We start from the raw sequence: 17,366 nt of genomic DNA, 5'->3' as shown, positions 1-17,366 counted from the left end.
CCGCGCTCGGAGAACCTTATGCGCCCGCTTTCGGGTGGCCCAGCGTCGGCGAGCCGGTCACGCCTGCTCGGCCAGCGTGGCCTTCGTGTACCCGACGAGGGCGTTGGCGTGCCCGTGCCCCATCCCGTACTCGGACGTCAGCCACCCGACGACCTCCATGTGCGTGGCCCCGGTGTCCAGCCGCCCGACCACGAGGTCCAGCCACTCCTGGACCGGCCGCCCGTAGTTCTTCTCGATGCTCGGGAAGTACGACGGCGGTCCCATGACCTTCTCGCCGGGTGCGATCACGGGAGCGACGACGCGGTGCTGGGCCATGCGGGGAGTCTAGCGGCGGCGTGGGAGGGGCTGCGTAGCCGCCTGTGTCGGATTCGATCCCCTAAGTTCGCATCATGGCATCACCTGGAGCGCCCCTCTGATCGCCTTCTCGATCGTCGTGGGGCTGGGTGGGATGGTCGTCGGCGCGTGGGTGCTTCTGACCCTGCCCTCGGATGGTCCCGTCCCGCATGGTCCTGTCCCGGGCGCCGACGCAACACTCTCCTCCACAGCGCACACCTACATGGAGGCTGCGAAGCACAGCGACTGCGGCATGACCCGCGCCCTCACGACCTCCAACACGACGGCGTGGTGCGACGGACCTCGGCTTCTCTCGTACACGCTGCTCGGTCGCACCGGCGATGACGGCGAGTGCATGTCGTATTCGATCACCACCGACACCGGCCTCGACGGCACCGATCAGGGCGGAACGGAAGGGTGGTCGTTCTGCTACCGCCAGACAAAGGCGGGCTGGCGGCTCTGGGATCAGGGACAGGGCTGACCCGCCAGGGCGGCTGCGACTCACCCGCCGGTCGTGACGGCCAGCGGGATCTAGATCGGCGCCATGTCCGCGAAGCGGGAGTACATGCCCTGGAAGGCCACCGTCACGGTCTTGGTGGGGCCGTTGCGGTGCTTCGCGACGATCAGGTCGGCCTCGCCGGCGCGGGGGTTGTCCTTCTCGTAGGCGGACTCGCGATGGAGCAGGATGACGACGTCCGCGTCCTGCTCGATCGAGCCCGACTCGCGGAGGTCGCTCAGGGCGGGGAGTTTGTCGGCTCGCTGCTCAGGGCCACGGTTCAGCTGTGACAGGGCGATCACGGGGACCTGCAGCTCCTTGGCGAGCAGCTTCAGCGCTCGCGAGAACTCGCTGACCTCCTGCTGGCGGCTCTCGACGCGCTTGCCGCTCGTCATGAGCTGGAGGTAGTCGATGATGACCATCTTGAGGCCGACGCGCTGCTTGAGGCGGCGGCACTTGGCGCGGATCTCCACCAGGGTCATGTTCGGGCTGTCGTCGATGTAGAGCGGGGCGTCGTTGATGCGACCGCGCGTGGAGGCGATGGTCGTCCAGTCGCGGTTGTCGACGGTGCCCTTGCGCATGTGCTGCAGCGGGACGGTGGCTTCGGCGGAGAGGAGGCGCATCGCGATCTCGCTGCGCCCCATCTCGAGCGAGAAGAAGATGGTCGGCATGTCGTGCTTGATGGCGGCGGCGCGCGCGAAGTCCAGCGCCAGCGTGGACTTTCCGAGGGCGGGGCGCGCGGCGACGATCACCATCTGGCCGGGGTGGAGGCCGTTGGTCAGCTCGTCGAGCTCGGCGAAGCCGGTCGGCACGCCGGTCATCGAGCCGTCCTTGTGCTTGGCGGCCTCGATTTCGTCGATCGCGACGGTGACGGCCTCGGTCAGGGGGACGTAGTCCTCGACCTCCTGGTGGCCGGTGACCGAGTAGATCTCGGCCTGGGCGTTGTTGACGAGGTCGAGCACCTCGCCTTCCGCCTTATAGCCCATCTGCGTGATGCGGGTGCCGGCCTCCACCAGGCGGCGGAGCAGCGCCTTCTCGGTGACGATGTTGGCGTAGTAGCCGGCGTTGGCGGCCGTGGGGACGAGGCTCGTGAGCGTGTGGAGGTACTCGGCGCCGCCGGCCCGGGACAGCTCGCCCAGCTTGGTCAGCTCGTCGGTGACGGTGATGACATCGGTCGGCTCGCCGTGCGAGTACAGCGAGAGGATCGCGTCGTAGATGATCTCGTGCTTGGGGATGTAGAAGTCCGTGCCGCGGACGACCTCGACGACGTCAGCCACGGCGTCCTTGCTGAGCAGCATGCCGCCGAGGGCGCTCTGCTCGGCGAGGAGGTCGTGAGGAGGGGTGCGCTCCGGAGAACGGGCCTCGCCCGGTTCGCGGCTGTCAGCGAGACCGATATGGGCGATCGACACGTGCTCTCCTCACTTCTCCTGTTGCGAGAGCGCACCGGTCGGTGCTCCCCTCTCAAGCGTGCGCCGCCCACGTCCGGTCGGCGCGCGGGCACGCCGAGTAGGCCATCAGCACAGTCGCTGTGACCGTGCCGGAGAGACCGCGCCGAAGCGCGCCCGCTCGAAGAATACGGACGGCCACCGACAACGTCCCGCAACCTTCTGCGAGCCGATCCTCGGCGGTCTTCCGTCGACGTCGCTCAACCCTACGAACCGACGGCCGCGCCCACAGCTCCGCCTGTGGATAACTCTGGGGATAATCTGGGCGAAACGCCGACGCGGCTGTGCACAAGGTGTGGGATCCGCTGTGGAAAACCAAAAATCTTCGAACCAAAAAACGCCCTTGACCAGGAATTCCTGTTTCCCCAGGCTGTGTGTAAAAGTTCCTTCCGACCTGTGGTCGACGCTGTCGGACCGGGCCTGTGCACTGTGGATGGAGCCGGGGAAAACTCCACTTAACGAGGTGTAGCGGCGGGCTCTCGCCCGCCGCTACACTGTGAGATTTCCGACCGCTACTTGGCGGCGACCACCTGCAGGGAGATGACGGCCGAGAGGTCGTCGTGCAGGCGGACCGTGGCCTCGTGGTCACCGGTCACCTTGATGGGGTTGGGGAGCTCGATCTTGCGCTTGTCGAGCTCGCCGATGCCTGCGGCCTTGACCGCGTCGGCGACGTCGCCCGTCTTCACGGAACCGAACAGACGGCCCTCGCGGCCGGCCTTGACGACCAGCTTGACGCGGGTCGCCTCGAGCTTCGCCTTGAGGTCCTGGGCCTGCTCGATCGTGTGCAGCTCGCGAGCGGCACGGGCCGCCTTGATCTGCTCGACCTGCTTCTCGCCTCCACGGCTCCACGCGATGGCGAAGCCCTGGGGGACGAGGTAGTTGCGCGCGTAGCCGTTCTTGACGTCGACGACGTCACCGGCGGAACCGAGGCCGGTGACCTCGTGCGTGAGAATAACCTTCGACATTGTGTCTCTTCTCCTTAACGGCCGGAGCCGGCGTAGGGCAGGAGGGCCATCTCACGCGCGTTCTTGACGGCGCGGGCGATCAGGCGCTGCTCCTGGACGGAGACACCGGTGATGCGGCGGGCGCGGATCTTTCCACGCTCGGAGATGAACTTCCGCAGGGTCGCGACGTCCTTGTAGTCAATGACGCCGACGCGGACGGACTTCGCCGGCGCGGCGTTCTTCCCGTCCTTGCCCTTGCGGATCGGCTTGCGGCGGTCGCCGCTCGACTTTCCAGCCATGATTTCCTTTGCTTTCCGCCTGGCGAGCCCGAGGCCCGCCAGACAAACTCAGTTGTTCGGACCCGTTAGAAGGGGGTCTCGTCGTTGTAGGAGCCCGGAGTGTTCCAGACGTCGGCGCCCGCGGACGGGTCCGCGGGTGCGGAGGCGGCCCACGGCTCCTCGACAGCGGGAGCACCGCCGCCGAAGCCACCGCCACCGCCAGGACCACGCGACGACTGCGCACGGGTCACCTGTGCGGTGGCGTACCGCAGCGACGGCCCGATCTCATCGACCTCGAGCTCCATGGAGGTGCGCTTCTCGCCCTCCTTGGTCTCGTAGGAGCGCTGCTTGAGCCGCCCCTGGGCGATGACGCGGGACCCCTTGGTCAGCGAGCCCGCGACGTGCTCGGCGAACTCGCGCCAGACGCTCGCGCGCAGGAAGAGAGCCTCACCGTCCTTCCACTCGTTCGCCTGACGATCGAACGTGCGGGGAGTGGATGCGATGGTGAAGTTGGCGACAGCCAGCCCGTTCTGCGTGTAACGCAGCTCGGGGTCGGCCGTGAGGTTGCCCACCACGGTGATGACGGTCTCGCCGGCCATGGGACTAGGCGCCGGCCTTCTCGGAGGCGGCAGCGGCCTTGTCGGCGGAGGAGGACGCCTTGCGGGCGGCCTTCTCGTCGGCGCGCTTCTGAGCGGCCGCGACCTGGGCGATGGCCTCTTCGGCACGGAGCACCTTGGTGCGCATGACGGCCTCGCTGAGCTTCAGCTGGCGGTCGAGCTCCTTCGTGGTGTCACCGGTCGCGGTGAGCTGCACGACGGCGTAGATGCCTTCGGACTTCTTGTTGATCTCGTACGCCAGGCGGCGACGACCCCAGATGTCGATGTTGTCGATAGATCCACCGTCGTTGCGAACGACGTTGAGGAACTTGTCGAGGCTGGGAGCTACGGTGCGCTCATCGATCTCGGGATCGAGGATGACCATCAACTCGTACTGATGCATGACTAACCCACCTCCTCTGGTCTCAGCGGCTGCAGACGTTCTGCAGCAGGAGGGTTCTACATCGGTTGCGTAGGCAGGAATCTGCCCGGGCAACTTGTCAAGGGTAGCTGATGCGCTGGTCCCGCGCCAACCGGGGCGCTGGGCGATGGGGTCTGCGACGGTCTCTGCGATGCTCATGGGTCCAGCCTCGCGATGACGGGAGGCCCGCAGTGCGTCGGGCGCGAATCTGTGGACAACTCATCCGAGTGCCGCGACTGTGGAGGAGGGAGCGGCCGACCTCCTATCGCGCCTCCCACCACGCGAGCAGGCGCCGCGTGGCCTCCTCCTCGCCCAGCGGTCCTTCGTCGAGCCGCAGCTCCAGGAGAAAGGAGAGCGCTTGACCGACGTCGCGTCCGGGCCTCAGCCCGAGCAGCCGCATCACCTGCTCCCCGTCGAGGTCGGGACGGACGGCGTCCAGCTCCTCCTGCGCCTTCAGCTCGGCGATGCGCTGCTCCAGGTCGTCGTACGCGAAGCCGAGCCGGTCGGCCTTCCGCCGGTTGCGCGTCGTCACGTCGGCGCGGGTCAGCATGTGGAGGCGCTCCAGCTCGCCTCCGGCGTCGCGCACGTACCGGCGGACGGCCGAGTCGGTCCAGTGCGCGTCGGAGTACCCGAAGAAGCGGAGGTGCAGCTCGATCAGGCGCGCGACCGAGTCGACGGTGGCCTTGTCGAAGCGCAGGGCGGTCAGCCGCTTCTTGGCGAGCTTCGCGCCCACGACGTCGTGGTGATAGAAACTGACGGCGCCGCCGGGCTCGAACCGCCGCGTCGCCGGCTTTCCGATGTCGTGCAGGAGCGCGGCGATCCGAAGCACCAGGTCGGGCGCGGTGCCGGGGTGACGCTCCTTCTCGTAGCCGATCGCCTGGTCGAGCACGGTCAGGCTGTGCTGGTACACATCCTTGTGGTGGTGGTGCTCGTCCACCTCCAGCCGCAGCGCCGGCACCTCCGGCAGCACCTGGTCGGCGAGTCCGGAGCCCACGAAGAGCTCGATGCCGGGGCGCGGGTCGTCGGCCGCCAGCAGCTTGGTGAGCTCGTCGCGCACGCGCTCGGCGCTGACGATCCCGATCCGGTCGGCCATGTCGGCCATCGCCTCGCGGGTCGGATCGTCGACGGTGAACCCGAGCTGCGCGGCGAACCGGGCGGCGCGCATCATCCGCAGCGGGTCGTCGCCGAACGACACCTCGGGGCTCGCGGGCGTCGTGATACGTCGGGCCAGGAGGTCCTCCACGCCGCCGGACGGGTCCACCAGCCGCACCTCCGGGATGCGGAGGGCGAGCGCGTTGACCGTGAAGTCCCGGCGCAGGAGGTCGCCCTCGAGCGTGTCCCCGAACTGCACCTCCGGCTTCCTCGTCGCGCCGTCGTAGCTGTCGCTGCGGTAGGTCGTGATCTCCACCGTGTCGTCGCCGAAGCGGGCGCCGATCGTCCCGAACGCGCGGCCGATGTCCCACACGGCGTCGGCGAGCGGCCGGACGACGCCGAGGATGTCGTCCGGACGCGCGTCGGTGGTGAAGTCCAGATCGTGGACCGCGCGGCCCAGAAGCGCGTCGCGCACGGGACCCCCACGAGCGACAGCTCGAAGCCGGCTGCGGCGAACGCCCGGGCGAGCCGATCGACCGTCGGGGTCTTCGCGAGGGCGCCGAGGCGGTCGAGGGATTCGGCGACGGACTGCATGGTGCCTCAGTTTAATGGGACGCCGGACGCGCCGCTCGCCTCGCCCGGACGCCGCGTGCTCGCCGGGCTCTCACAGGGGGCGGCCCCTAGAATCGACGACATGGAGGCGGAACCGGGATCGTGCGTCGGCGCATGAGCGTACCCCGCTTCACCCTCCGGGGTGCGCGACTGCCTGCTGCCCTCATCGGCGCGGGCATCGCCGTCGTCGCCCTGCTGGGCGGTCCCGCCGGGAGCCAGGCGACCGCGTCCTCCGCGACCGTCGCCGCAGCCTCCGTCCGCACCGCGACGAACGCCTCGATCAGCGCATCCCTGACCGCCGACAACGGCGGAGTGCTGGCGCCCGGACAGGATCTGGTCACGTCCGTCACGGTGACCAACCCCACGGACACCCCCTACACGGCCGGCTCGGTCGGGCTCTGGCTGGACCCGCAGCAGCGGAAGACGCGAGCGGATCTCGCCTCCTGGCTCACCTCCGCGGACGCCGTCTCGGACCGCGTCGACCTCGGCAAGGCGACACTCCCCCTCCTCGAGCCGGGTTCGAGTGTCGTGGTGCGCGTGAACGTGCCGGCCGCGGCCGTCCCGTTCGCTGCCAGGACCACTTCGGCCGTCTATGGGCTCGGCGCCACGGTCGACATCGGCCCGGTGGTCGCGAACGCCCGGGGGTCGGTCGTGTGGAGCCCGGGCGCCGCCGCGACGCGCTCCGCCGTCGGCGTCGTGATGCCGATCGTGAGCCCGTCGACCGGTGACGGCCTCATCTCCGCACAGGATCTGGCCACCTACACGGCGCCGAACGGCGTGCTGACCCGCGACCTCGACGGTCTCCAGAACCACGCGACCGTCGCCGTCGGCATCGATCCGATGATCCTCGCCTCCATCCGCGCGCTCGGGAACTCGGCACCCGCAACCGCGACGGCGTGGCTCGACCGGCTGAGTGCCCTCCCGAACGACACCTTCTCACTCGGTTACGGCGACGCGGATGTCGCCGGCCAGATCCAGGCCGGCCTGCCCGCGCCGCTGCAGCCGACCGCGCTGGGGTACGCGCTCGATCCCAAGAACTTCTCGCCGAGCCCGACGGCTATCGGGGAGCCGCAGACTCCGACGGCCCCGCCCGCGACGTCGCCCAGCCCGACCCCCACCCCCGGCACAGGGACGACCCTCCCCACCCTCGACCGGCTGCTGGCCTGGAACTACACCCTCCGCGGAGTCGCGTGGCCCGGCGACGACACCCTCCGCATCGCCGACCTCGCCCCCCTCGCGGCCGCCGGCCTCCGGACAGTCGTCCTCTCGGGCAGCAACACCAACGCCGACAAGCTCGACTCGACCCCGAACGCGCCGCAGCACATCGGATCGTCGGCGCTCGCGGTCACCGACCAGCGGCTCTCCGAGGCGCTCCGTCAGGCCGTCTCCGCGCCGAGCGACCTCGCCTGGAACACCGCCATGTCGAAGCTGAACGCGCAGCTCCAGCTCGTCAGCGCGGAGGGCACGACCCCACGCCACCTGCTCCTCGGGCTCGACCGCTCCTGGCCGTCGAGCGGGACGCAGCTCCAGCGCACGCTGGACGCCCTGTTCACCAGCCCGTTCGCGGCGCCGTCGACCTTCCCCGCCCTGCTGTCCTCCGCACCGTCGCCCGAGCTCGCGATGACCGACGCCCCGGAGTCGCAGGCCCGGATCGACAACATCCACCTGCTGCTGAAGGACGAGAAGTCGATCGACGAGTTCGCCACCATCCTCAGCGACCCGACGACGCTGACGGGGCAGACGCGGGCGCAGCTCCTCACCCTGCTCGCCGTCTCGTGGCAGAACCCGCGCACGTCCTGGACGGCCGCGGTCGGTGCGAGCAGGCAGTCGACGGTCAAGACCCTCCACGCGGTCCACATCCTGCCCACGGAGAGCGTGAACCTGGTGAGCGCGCAGGGGTCGATCCCGTTCACGGTCAGCAACGAGCTGAGCACGGAGGCGGCCACAGTCGTGCTCAGCGCGTCGCCGTCGAACAGCCGGCTGGAGATCGACGCACCGACCACGAAGTCCATCCCGCAGGACTCCCGGGCGACGATGCTCGTGCCGGTGAAGGCCAAGGTCGGCAACGGCCAGGTCATCCTCTCGCTGCAGCTCTACAGCCCGACGGGCGTGCCGATCGGGGACCCCAGCTCGGTCACGGTGGACGTGCACGCCGATTGGGAGGGCATCGGGGCGCTGATCTTCGGCGGCCTGCTCGTGCTGCTGTTCGGCTTCGGGATCGTGCGCAACATCCTGCGACGACGGAGCCAGCGCCGCAAGGACGGGGATGACGATGACGCCACCGAGACCGCCCGACCCCGCGGCGACGGCGACTCCGCCGCCGATGACGCGGACACCCAGCCCGCACCGGGCGGCGCCGATGGCTAGCGTCGGGCGCGCGAGCGCCATCCTCGCCTCGGGCACCCTCGTCTCGAGGCTGCTCGGCTTCGCCAAAGCGTGGCTTTTGGTCCAGGCGATCGGCGCGGTGTCCTTCGCCGCTGGCGCCTACGCCACGGCGACCACCATCCCGAACAGCCTGTACGCGATCATCGCCCAGGGCATCCTGAACGCGGTACTCGTACCGCAGATCATCCGAGCGTCGGTCAATGCTGACGGCGGCCGGGCTTACATCAACAAGCTCGTCACGCTCGGGATGGTCGTCTTCGCAGCGATCGCACTTGTCGCGACCCTCCTGGCTCCCGCGCTGATCGTGCTCTTCGGCGTGCTGCCGGAGCAGCGCCCCTGGCCACCGCGTTCGCCTACTGGTCGCTGCCGCAGATCTTCTTCCTCGGGCTGTACACGCTGCTCGGCGAGGTGCTGAACGCCCGCAAGTCGTTCGGTCCGTTCACCTGGGCGCCGGTCGTCAACAACATCGTCGCCATCGTCCTCCTCGTCGCCTTCATCGTCGCCTTCGGCACGGCGTCGCGCGGCGGGCACGGCACCGAGTGGTCGTTCGGGATGATCGCGCTGCTGGCCGGAGGCGCGACGCTGGGAATCGCCGTCCAGGCGCTCGTCCTGTTCATCTTCTGGCGCCGGATCGGCCTCCGTTTCCGCTTCGACTTCGGCTGGCGCGGGGTCAACCTGGGGACCGCCGGCAAGGCGGCGGGCTGGACGTTCGCGATGCTCATCGCGACGCAGCTCGCCGGCCTGATCGAGATCAACGTCTCGAACTCGGCGGGTCCCCAGTTCGCCGGCCCGTTCGTCATGCAGAACGCGTGGCTCATCTTCATGCTGCCGCACGGCATCATCGCGGTCTCCATCGTGACCGCCTTCTACACGCGGATGGCCGAGCACGCGCACCAGGGCGCGGTGAACTCGTTCCGGCAGGACTTCTCCTCGGCCGCGCGCTCGATCATGCTGTTCATCGTGTTCGCCTCGGCCGCGCTCATCGTCACTGCGTACCCGATCGCGCGCGTGTTCACCGGCGACTACCAGGCGATGGGGCTCGTGCTCATCGCCTACCTGATCGGCTTGGTGCCCTTCTCGCTGGTGTTCATGGCGCAGCGCGCGTTCTACTCGCTCGGGGACACGAGGACTCCGTTCTTCTTCACGCTCGCGCAGGTGGTCGTGATCGTGGTCGGCGTGCTCATCTGCTTCACCGTGCCCCCGTCGGTGCGCGCGGCGTCCGTCGCGTTCGTCGTCTCGCTGGCGAGCCTGCTTCAGGCGGTCCTCGCGTTCTGGCTGCTGCGCCGGCGGACCGGGGAGTGGACGGGACGCGGATCTTCGCGTCGCTCTGGCGGTTCGTCGTCGCCGGCGTCGCCGCGATGATCGCCGGCGCCGGTTTCCTCGTCATCCTCGGCGGCGTGTCGGCGGGGGCGTTCCCGGTGAGCCATCCCATCGCCGCCATCGTGTCCACCGCGGTCGTCGGCGTCGTCATGCTGGTCGTCTACCTCGGGTTCCTCGCGATCCTGCGCTCGAACGACCTGGAGGCCGGTCTTGCGCCCGTTCTGGACCGCGCCGCGGCCCGTTCCTCCGCTCGCAGGTGACACGGAATAGCATCCGCCTAGGATGTGTTCTACAGGGCGGTGTCTCCGGACGGAGCACCGCAGACCATCAAGGAGTTCCTCCGTGCGGCAGATCATCATCATCGGTTCCGGCCCTGCCGGTTACACGGCGGCCATCTACGCCGCTCGCGCCAACCTCAAGCCGCTGCTGATCGCCTCCTCTGTCGAGGCCGGCGGCGAGCTGATGAACACCACGGAGGTCGAGAACTTCCCCGGCTTCCCCGATGGTGTCATGGGCCCCGACCTCATGTTCAAGATGCAGGCGCAGGCCGAGAAGTTCGGCACCGACATCGTCCTCGACGACGTCGTGTCCGTCGACCTCTCCGGCGACGTCAAGACGGTCACCCTCGGCTCCGGCGCCGTGCACGAGGCGCTGTCGGTGATCTTCGCCACGGGCTCCGCATACCGCAAGCTGGGCCTGGAGGACGAGGAGCGTCTGTCCGGTCACGGCGTCTCCTGGTGCGCCACCTGCGACGGCTTCTTCTTCCGCGAGCGCACGATCGCCGTCGTCGGCGGCGGTGACTCGGCGATGGAGGAAGCGACGTTCCTGACCCGCTTCGCGGACAAGGTCTACGTCATCCATCGCCGCGAGTCGCTGCGTGCCTCAAAGATCATGCAGGAGCGCGCCTTCGCCAACGAGAAGATCGAGTTCATCTGGAACTCGGAGGTCGTCGGCATCAGCGGCGACGAGCAGGTGCGTGCGGTGACGCTGCGCAACCTTGAGACCGGCGAGCAGAGTGAGCTGGAGCTGCAGGGCCTGTTCATCGCGATCGGCAACGACCCGCGGGTGCACCTGGTCCACGGCCAGCTCGACCTCACTCCGGAGGGGACCATTGCGGTCGCCGGCCGGACCTCCAAGACGAAGGTCGCGGGCGTGTTCGCCGCGGGCGACGTGATCGACCCCACCTACCGCCAGGCGGTCACCGCCGCCGCGTCGGGGACGGTCGCCGCGCTCGACGCCGAGCACTACCTCACGACCCTCCCCAAGGACCTGCTGGAGCGCGCGGCGGAAGGCGCGTCCGGCGATCTCGAACTCACCACCACCGCATAAGGAGAATCAGCAACTATGTCAGCAGCACGTTCCGTCACGGACGCCACCTTCGAGCAGGACGTCCTCAGCAGCGGCAAGACCGTTCTTGTCGACTTCTGGGCCGAGTGGTGCGGTCCGTGTCGTGCCGTCGGCCCGATCCTCGACCAGATCGCCGCCGAGCACGCGGACAAGATCGAGATCGTCAAGCTCAATGTGGACGAGAACCCGCAGACCGCGGCGAAGTACCAGATCACCTCCATCCCCGCGATGAAGGTCTATCAGGGCGGAGAGGTCGTCAAGACCGTCATCGGCGCAAAGCCGAAGCCCGCCCTCGAGGCCGACCTGGCCGCCTACCTCGCGTAGCGCGACAGCCAGACAGCTTCCACACACTGTCAGACCCGTCCGGCGCTCACCCGCCGGGCGGGTCTTTCGTATATCCGGGAGACGGCTCGATTTCCAGCGGGACGCGTGCCGCCCCTAGCATGAATGAACGACACGAGAAACGGACGATTCGTGACAGAACAGGGCAGCCCTCGCCAGCAGGGCAACAATCTGGACCCGTGGTATCACCACTACGCACAGCGCACCAGCGGCCTGGCCGCCAGTGAGGTCCGAGCCCTGTTCGCCGTCGCCAGCCGGCCCGAGGTGGTCTCGCTGGCCGGCGGCATGCCGTACGTCGCGGCACTCCCCGACGATCTGGTGGTCGGGGCGATGGACCGGGTGATGCGCGAGCAGGGTCCGGTCGCCCTCCAGTACGGCTCCGGCCAGGGTGTGCCGGCGCTGCGGGAGCAGATCCTGGAGGTCATGGCGCTCGAGGGGATCAGCGGCAGCGCCGACGATGTCATCGTGACGACCGGCTCGCAGCACGCGCTCGAACTGTTCAGCAAACTGTTCATCGACCCGGGCGACGTCGTGCTGGCGGAGGGTCCCAGCTATGTGACGGCGATGGTCATCTTCCGCTCGTACCAGGCAGAGGTCGACCACATCCCGATGGATGAGCACGGCTTGATCCCGGAGGCCCTGCGCGAGCACATCGCCCGGCTGAAGGCAGCGGGCCGGCGGGTGAAGTTCCTTACACGGTGCCGACCTTCCACAACCCGGCCGGCGTGACCCTGTCGTGGGAGCGACGGCTCGAGGTCCTCGAGATCGCCCGCCAGAACGACATCCTGGTGCTGGAGGACAACCCGTACGGGCTGCTCTACTTCGGTGAGAAGCCCCCTGCGGCGATGCGCTCGGTCGAACGCGACGGCGTCGTCTACCTCGGGACCTTCTCGAAGACCCTGGCGCCCGGATTCCGGGTCGGCTGGGCGCTCGCTCCTCACGCCATCCGGGAGAAGCTGATCCTCGCCAACGAGGCGGCCGTCCTGAGCCCGAGTTCGTTCAGCCAGCTGGTGATCTCGGAGTATCTGCGCGACGCCGACTGGCGGGGCCAGATCGACACCTTCCGCGGCGTGTACCGCGAGCGCAAGGAGGCCATGATCTCCGCCCTTGAGGAGCACCTACCCGAGCTGTCTTGGACCAACCCGAACGGCGGCTTCTACGTGTGGCTCACGCTGCCGCCGCATCTCGACTCCAAGGCGATGCTGCCGCGTGCCGTGACCGAGCTCGTCGCGTACACGCCGGGCACCGCGTTCTACGGGGACGGATCTGGTGCGCAGAACATCCGGCTGTCGTTCTGCTACCCCACACCGGAGAACATCAAGGTCGGCGTCCGGCGGCTCGCCAACGTCATCAACGGTGAGCAGGACCTCCTGGACACCTTCGCCGGGACCGGTCCGCTCACAGCGTCGCGCGCCACTCACACCAGCCCGAACCCGCCGACCGACCTGCGCTGACGGACGCGTCACACAGCGTCCTCTACGCTCCTCCAGTCGATCCATCGCCGAAGAAAGAGCAGATCATGGCCGAAAAAGAAGCACTCGACATCGTCGTTCTCGCCGGCGGCATCTCGCATGAACGCGACATCTCGCTGCGCAGCGGCCGACGTGTCGCCGACGGTCTCCAGTCGCTCGGGCACCACGTCACCGTGCGCGAGCCGGACGGCGCTCTGCTCGGATACCTCAGCGAGAGCCGCCCGGACGTCGTCTGGCCGGCCCTGCACGGATCGAGCGGCGAGGACGGCGCCCTCCGCGCGCTGTTGGAACTCGCCGGCGTTCCGTTCGTCGGGTCGACCACCGACGCCGCCCGCCTCGCCTGGTCGAAACCGGCCGCCAAGACGGTCGTCTCGCGCGCCGGCATCGCCACTCCCGCGTCGATCACGCTTCCCAAGGAGACCTTCCGGGAGCTCGGCGCCAACAGTGTGCTGGCGACGGTGCTCGGCGCGTTCGATGTCCCGCTCGTGGTCAAGCCTGCGCACGGCGGTTCTGCGCAGGGTGTCACCATCGTCACGGCAACGGAGGAGCTCCCGCGGGCGATGGTCGACGCGTACACGTACGCCGATGTCGCGCTGATCGAGCGGAAGATCGCCGGCGTCGAGGTCTCCGTCGCCGTGCTCGACACGGGCGACGGTCCGATCGCCCTCCCACCCGTGGAGATCGAGCCGATCGAGGGCCCCTACACGTTCGATGCGCGGTACAACGCGGGGAGACCCGGTTCTATGTGCCGGCGCGGCTGGACGAGTCGACGATCAAGGCCGTCTCGGCCGCGGCAACCGCCGCGCACGCGGCGCTCGGTCTCCGTCACCTGTCCCGAGTCGATCTGATCGTCGACGCGGGCGGTGTCCCGTGGTTCCTGGAGGCGAACGTCCTCCCGGGTCTCACCGAGACCTCGATCATGCCCCAGGCGATCGCAGCATCCGGTCGCGACCTCGGGGATGTCTACGCGACGCTTGCGGCAGCGGCGATCGCGGACGCGGGGGAGTGATCGGGGTTTCACGTGAAACGGGGGAGGCTGACTCAGCCTCCCCCGTTTAGCTGTGGCGGGGTTTCACGTGAAACGGACCGGCGAGCTGTACGTCGGCTGGCCGATCTCATCCAGAATCCGGTTCAGGTCCTGAATCGTGGCGAAATCGACCACGATCTGGCCTTTTCGTGCGCCCAAGCTGATCTTCACGCGCGTGTTGAGGCGATCACCGAGCCGCTCGGCCACCTCGTCCAGGTGACCGCGGTGCTTGCCAGGGGAGGCCTTGCTCCGAACCGGCTTCGGCGTCCGGCTGGCGGCGGCCTCCGCAGCGCGGACCGAGAGCTCCTCGTTGACGATCTTGTCCGCCAGCCGCACCATCGCGTCCTCGTCGTCGCCGACCGAAAGGATCGCGCGAGCGTGGCCCGCGCTGAGGACGCCGGCCGCTACCCGCGACTGCACCGGCGCCGGCAGCTTCAGCAGGCGGATCGTGTTGGTGATCTGGGGGCGCGAACGACCGATCCGGGTCGCGAGCTGCTCCTGCGTGATTCCGAAGTCCGCCAGGAGCTGCTGGTACGCCGACGCCTCTTCCAGCGGGTTGAGCTGCGATCGGTGCAAGTTCTCGAGGAGCGCATCCCGCAGCATGTCCTCGTCCGCGGTGTCCTTGATGACCGCAGGGATGCTGTCGAGCCCGAGCTCCTTGGTCGCGCGCAGCCGACGCTCGCCCATGATGAGCTCGTACTTGTCCACCTGACCGGCGAGTGGCCGCACGACCACGGGCTGGAGCACACCGACCTCGCGGATGCTCGCCACCAACTCGTCCAGCGCCTCCCGGTCGAACTCCACGCGCGGCTGCACGGCGTTCGGGACGATGTCAGCGGGGAGAGGTTCGCAAGCCGCGCTCCGGGCACCGCGACGAGCTCTTCCGTCGCCACTGCGGACGTCTGCGGGAAGAATACGTCCACCGGTCGCGACGACTGATCGCTCGTGGGGATCAGTGCGCCGATACCGCGTCCCAAACCAGTGCGCTTCGCTGCCATTAGCGGGGTACTCCTCTTCGTGCGATTTCAGCGGCCGCCTCGAGGTACGAGAGCGAGCCGGATGAGTTCGCGTCATAGCTGATGACGCTCTGCCCGTAGCTCGGTGCCTCCGAGATCCGCACGGAGCGCGGAATGATCGTGTCGAGCACCTCGTCAGGGAAGTGTTGCCGGACGTCGTCGGCCACCTGATGGGCCAAGTTGGTCCGCGAGTCGTACATGGTCAGCAGAATCGTCGACACCTGCAGCTTTGGATTGAGGTGACGCTCGATGAGCTGGATGTTCTTCAGAAGCTGGCTCAGGCCCTCGAGCGCGTAGTACTCGCACTGAATCGGGATGAGAACCTCGGTAGCAGCGACGAACGCGTTGATGGTGAGCAGCCCGAGCGACGGCGGGCAGTCGATGAGGACGTAGTCGATGTCGTACTCGTCGAGGAAGCGACCGAGCGCACGCGAAAGGCGCTGCTCACGTGCGACCATGGAGACGAGTTCGATTTCCGCACCGGCGAGGTCGATGGTGGCGGGAATCACGAAGAGCCCGTCGAACTCCGGACTCTTCTGGATGACCTCCTCGAGCTCCTTGTCGTTGACGATCACATCGTAGACGCTCGGTGTCCCCTCACGATGCTCCACACTCAACGCTGTGGAGGCGTTCCCCTGGGGATCGAGGTCGATTGCCAGCACCCGCGCGCCAGACTTCGCCAGCGCCGCCGCAAGGTTCACGACCGTGGTCGTCTTGCCGACGCCGCCTTTCTGATTGGAGATCGTGAAGATCCGTGTCTGCGATGGTAACGGCAGCGTCGCTGAAGCGATGACTTGTCTCCTCCTGGCCAGATCCTGAATCTCCCGGGCGAGTGGTGTCGACGCGTCGAAGGTGGCTTCACCCACCTCTACGGGAGCATTCTGATCGGGTTGTTTCACGTGAAACCTCGTCGCTTGGTTCGGTGTACGGCCTCGCCGCGGTGGAGAAACTGGAACGCGGTGCGAACCACTCGTCAACTCTAGCTTGCATGTCCAACCACACCCCTCAGCATCGCTGGGGCTGTGGAGAACCCGATTTTCCTCAGCGCACCCGTGCCCGGATAACGCGCGTGACGTCGTCGAGAACGCCCTCGCCGAGAGTGAGCACCTCGACGTCGCGAACGCGGAACTTCCGTAGTTCCTTCGTCGCAGCCTCGACCTCAGCGGCCGCGCCAGCGCCCTTCATGAGTATCAACTCGCCACCATCACGGAGCAGGGGAGCGGTCAACGGAATCAGCTTGCGGAACGCGCTCACGGCACGTGCGGTCACCTGATCCAGCGGCTGGGTCAGGCGCACGTCCTCTGCGCGATCGCGCACGACAGACACGTTGTCCAGGCCGAGTTCGTCGACCTGCTCGGAGAGCCACGCAACCCGACGCTCCATCGGCTCAATCAGCACGAAGTCGACGTCCGGTCGGGCAATGGCCAGTACGAGACCCGGCAAGCCGGCCCCGCTGCCAACGTCACCGACATGGCCGGGGTTGAGCAACGGCGCCACGATCGCACAGTTCAGGATGTGGCGCGTCCAGATGCGGGGGAGTTCGAGCGGGCCGATGAGGCCACGCTCCTCGCCCTGCGCCACCAGGTTGGCTGTGAACGCACGTGCGACACTCAGTCGCTCACCGAAGAGCTCTGCAGCGACCGAAGGTTCGGTCTCGACGGAATCAATCACCGTTTCACGTGAAACTACGCCGCAGTGATAACCGTGTGACGGTCACGACCCTCGCCGCGCGAGTTCGACACGTAACCACGCTCGGACACGATGTCGTGGACCAGTTTCCGCTCGTACGACGACATGGCCGGGAGGGAAGCCTCCGCCGAGCCCTCTTCGAGGCGCGCGATCGCCCGGTCCACCAGCGTCGCGAGCTCCGCCTGGCGCGCATCGCGCGAGCCGGCGATGTCGAGGATCAAGCGAGAGAAGCCGCCGGTCTGGTTCTGAACCGCGAGGCGGGTCAACTCCTGGAGCGCAGCGACCGTGTCCGGCTTGGACAGCAGGCGCAGGTTGGTTCCTTCGTCGGCGTTCACCGAGATGTAGGCTCGGCCGTTCCGAGTGTCGATGTCGATGTCGCCGTCGATGTCGGCAATGTCGAGCAGCTCCTCGATGTAGTCCGCGGCAATGTCGCCCTCGCGGTCGAGGTCGGCAGCGGGCGCCGACTCGGCGTCGCCGTCGACGTCTGCGGTGATGGGGGAGTGGACGGCTTCCTCGTCGGAAGGCGTGAACTCGGTCTGCACGTCGGTCAT

16 protein-coding genes and 4 pseudogenes are annotated in these 17,366 nt (G+C 68.0%); 9 read left to right on the top strand and 11 right to left on the bottom strand.

Annotation, left to right across the window (positions count from 1 at the left end; all coding sequences use genetic code 11):
- Positions 1-57: 57 nt before the first annotated feature.
- Complete coding sequence (locus ACRAWC_RS12550) at positions 58-315, bottom strand: DUF4287 domain-containing protein (RefSeq protein ID WP_431348012.1); 258 nt, start codon at positions 313-315, stop codon at positions 58-60.
- A gap of 271 nt (positions 316-586) precedes the next feature.
- On the opposite strand from ACRAWC_RS12550, the gene ACRAWC_RS12545 reads away from it, so the two are divergent.
- Positions 587-814, top strand: a complete 228-nt coding sequence (locus ACRAWC_RS12545; RefSeq protein WP_431348011.1) for a hypothetical protein — start codon at positions 587-589, stop codon at positions 812-814.
- A 50-nt stretch (positions 815-864) separates the two neighbouring features.
- Here the strand turns inward: ACRAWC_RS12545 and dnaB are convergent, their stop codons facing one another.
- From dnaB to ACRAWC_RS12515, 6 genes and pseudogenes are all read right to left on the bottom strand, one after another.
- Positions 865-2,238 carry a replicative DNA helicase gene (gene dnaB, locus ACRAWC_RS12540; RefSeq protein ID WP_185275660.1) on the bottom strand — a complete coding sequence of 458 codons (1,374 nt, stop codon included), beginning with the start codon at positions 2,236-2,238 and terminating at the stop codon, positions 865-867.
- Positions 2,239-2,786: 548 nt separating this feature from the next.
- The gene (gene rplI, locus ACRAWC_RS12535; protein ID WP_431348010.1) at positions 2,787-3,239 is read right to left on the bottom strand and encodes a 50S ribosomal protein L9; all 453 of its coding nucleotides are present in this window, start codon (positions 3,237-3,239) and stop codon (positions 2,787-2,789) included.
- Positions 3,240-3,253: 14 nt separating this feature from the next.
- The gene (gene rpsR, locus ACRAWC_RS12530) at positions 3,254-3,517 is read right to left on the bottom strand and encodes a 30S ribosomal protein S18 (RefSeq protein ID WP_018189012.1); all 264 of its coding nucleotides are present in this window, start codon (positions 3,515-3,517) and stop codon (positions 3,254-3,256) included.
- Positions 3,518-3,582: 65 nt separating this feature from the next.
- Complete coding sequence (locus ACRAWC_RS12525) at positions 3,583-4,095, bottom strand: single-stranded DNA-binding protein (protein ID WP_431348009.1); 513 nt, start codon at positions 4,093-4,095, stop codon at positions 3,583-3,585.
- Between the two features lie 4 nt (positions 4,096-4,099).
- Positions 4,100-4,495, bottom strand: a complete 396-nt coding sequence (gene rpsF, locus ACRAWC_RS12520; protein WP_431348008.1) for a 30S ribosomal protein S6 — start codon at positions 4,493-4,495, stop codon at positions 4,100-4,102.
- Positions 4,496-4,775: 280 nt separating this feature from the next.
- Positions 4,776-6,199: pseudogene (locus tag ACRAWC_RS12515) on the bottom strand (CCA tRNA nucleotidyltransferase).
- 132 nt (positions 6,200-6,331) lie between these two features.
- On the opposite strand from ACRAWC_RS12515, the gene ACRAWC_RS12510 reads away from it, so the two are divergent.
- The 8 genes and pseudogenes from ACRAWC_RS12510 to ACRAWC_RS12475 all read left to right on the top strand — a co-directional run bounded on the left by ACRAWC_RS12510 (position 6,332) and on the right by ACRAWC_RS12475 (position 14,092).
- Positions 6,332-8,584 carry a DUF6049 family protein gene (locus ACRAWC_RS12510; RefSeq protein ID WP_431348007.1) on the top strand — a complete coding sequence of 751 codons (2,253 nt, stop codon included), beginning with the start codon at positions 6,332-6,334 and terminating at the stop codon, positions 8,582-8,584.
- Entirely contained in the window at positions 8,577-9,017 is a 441-nt protein-coding gene (locus ACRAWC_RS12505) for a lipid II flippase MurJ (protein ID WP_431348006.1), read from the top strand. The genes ACRAWC_RS12510 and ACRAWC_RS12505 overlap by 8 nt, the downstream gene beginning before the upstream one ends.
- Positions 8,939-9,964 (top strand): murein biosynthesis integral membrane protein MurJ, encoded by a 1,026-nt coding sequence (gene murJ, locus ACRAWC_RS12500; RefSeq protein WP_431349436.1) that lies wholly within the window; start codon positions 8,939-8,941, stop codon positions 9,962-9,964. The genes ACRAWC_RS12505 and murJ overlap by 79 nt, the downstream gene beginning before the upstream one ends.
- Entirely contained in the window at positions 9,901-10,182 is a 282-nt protein-coding gene (locus ACRAWC_RS12495; RefSeq protein WP_431348005.1) for a hypothetical protein, read from the top strand. The genes murJ and ACRAWC_RS12495 overlap by 64 nt, the downstream gene beginning before the upstream one ends.
- Before the next feature lie 82 nt (positions 10,183-10,264).
- Positions 10,265-11,251 carry a thioredoxin-disulfide reductase gene (gene trxB / locus ACRAWC_RS12490; RefSeq protein WP_431348004.1) on the top strand — a complete coding sequence of 329 codons (987 nt, stop codon included), beginning with the start codon at positions 10,265-10,267 and terminating at the stop codon, positions 11,249-11,251.
- A gap of 15 nt (positions 11,252-11,266) precedes the next feature.
- Complete coding sequence (gene trxA, locus ACRAWC_RS12485; RefSeq protein WP_179604159.1) at positions 11,267-11,593, top strand: thioredoxin; 327 nt, start codon at positions 11,267-11,269, stop codon at positions 11,591-11,593.
- Between the two features lie 150 nt (positions 11,594-11,743).
- Positions 11,744-13,065: pseudogene (locus tag ACRAWC_RS12480) on the top strand (PLP-dependent aminotransferase family protein).
- Between the two features lie 65 nt (positions 13,066-13,130).
- Positions 13,131-14,092: pseudogene (locus ACRAWC_RS12475) on the top strand (D-alanine--D-alanine ligase family protein).
- A 63-nt stretch (positions 14,093-14,155) separates the two neighbouring features.
- Here ACRAWC_RS12475 and ACRAWC_RS12470 read toward each other — a convergent pair.
- The 4 genes and pseudogenes from ACRAWC_RS12470 to ACRAWC_RS12455 form a co-directional block, all read right to left on the bottom strand.
- Positions 14,156-15,108, bottom strand: a pseudogene (locus tag ACRAWC_RS12470) (ParB/RepB/Spo0J family partition protein).
- Positions 15,108-16,025 (bottom strand): ParA family protein, encoded by a 918-nt coding sequence (locus tag ACRAWC_RS12465; RefSeq protein WP_431348003.1) that lies wholly within the window; start codon positions 16,023-16,025, stop codon positions 15,108-15,110. Before ACRAWC_RS12465 ends, ACRAWC_RS12470 begins: the two are co-directional and overlap by 1 nt.
- A 142-nt stretch (positions 16,026-16,167) precedes the next feature.
- Entirely contained in the window at positions 16,168-16,794 is a 627-nt protein-coding gene (rsmG, locus tag ACRAWC_RS12460) for a 16S rRNA (guanine(527)-N(7))-methyltransferase RsmG (RefSeq protein ID WP_431349435.1), read from the bottom strand.
- A gap of 17 nt (positions 16,795-16,811) precedes the next feature.
- Entirely contained in the window at positions 16,812-17,366 is a 555-nt protein-coding gene (locus tag ACRAWC_RS12455; protein WP_431348002.1) for a protein jag, read from the bottom strand.

Source organism: Leifsonia sp. L25, assembly GCF_050632895.1.
Note: the sequence above shows the minus strand (reverse complement) of the source record. Positions and strands in the feature narration are given on the sequence as shown.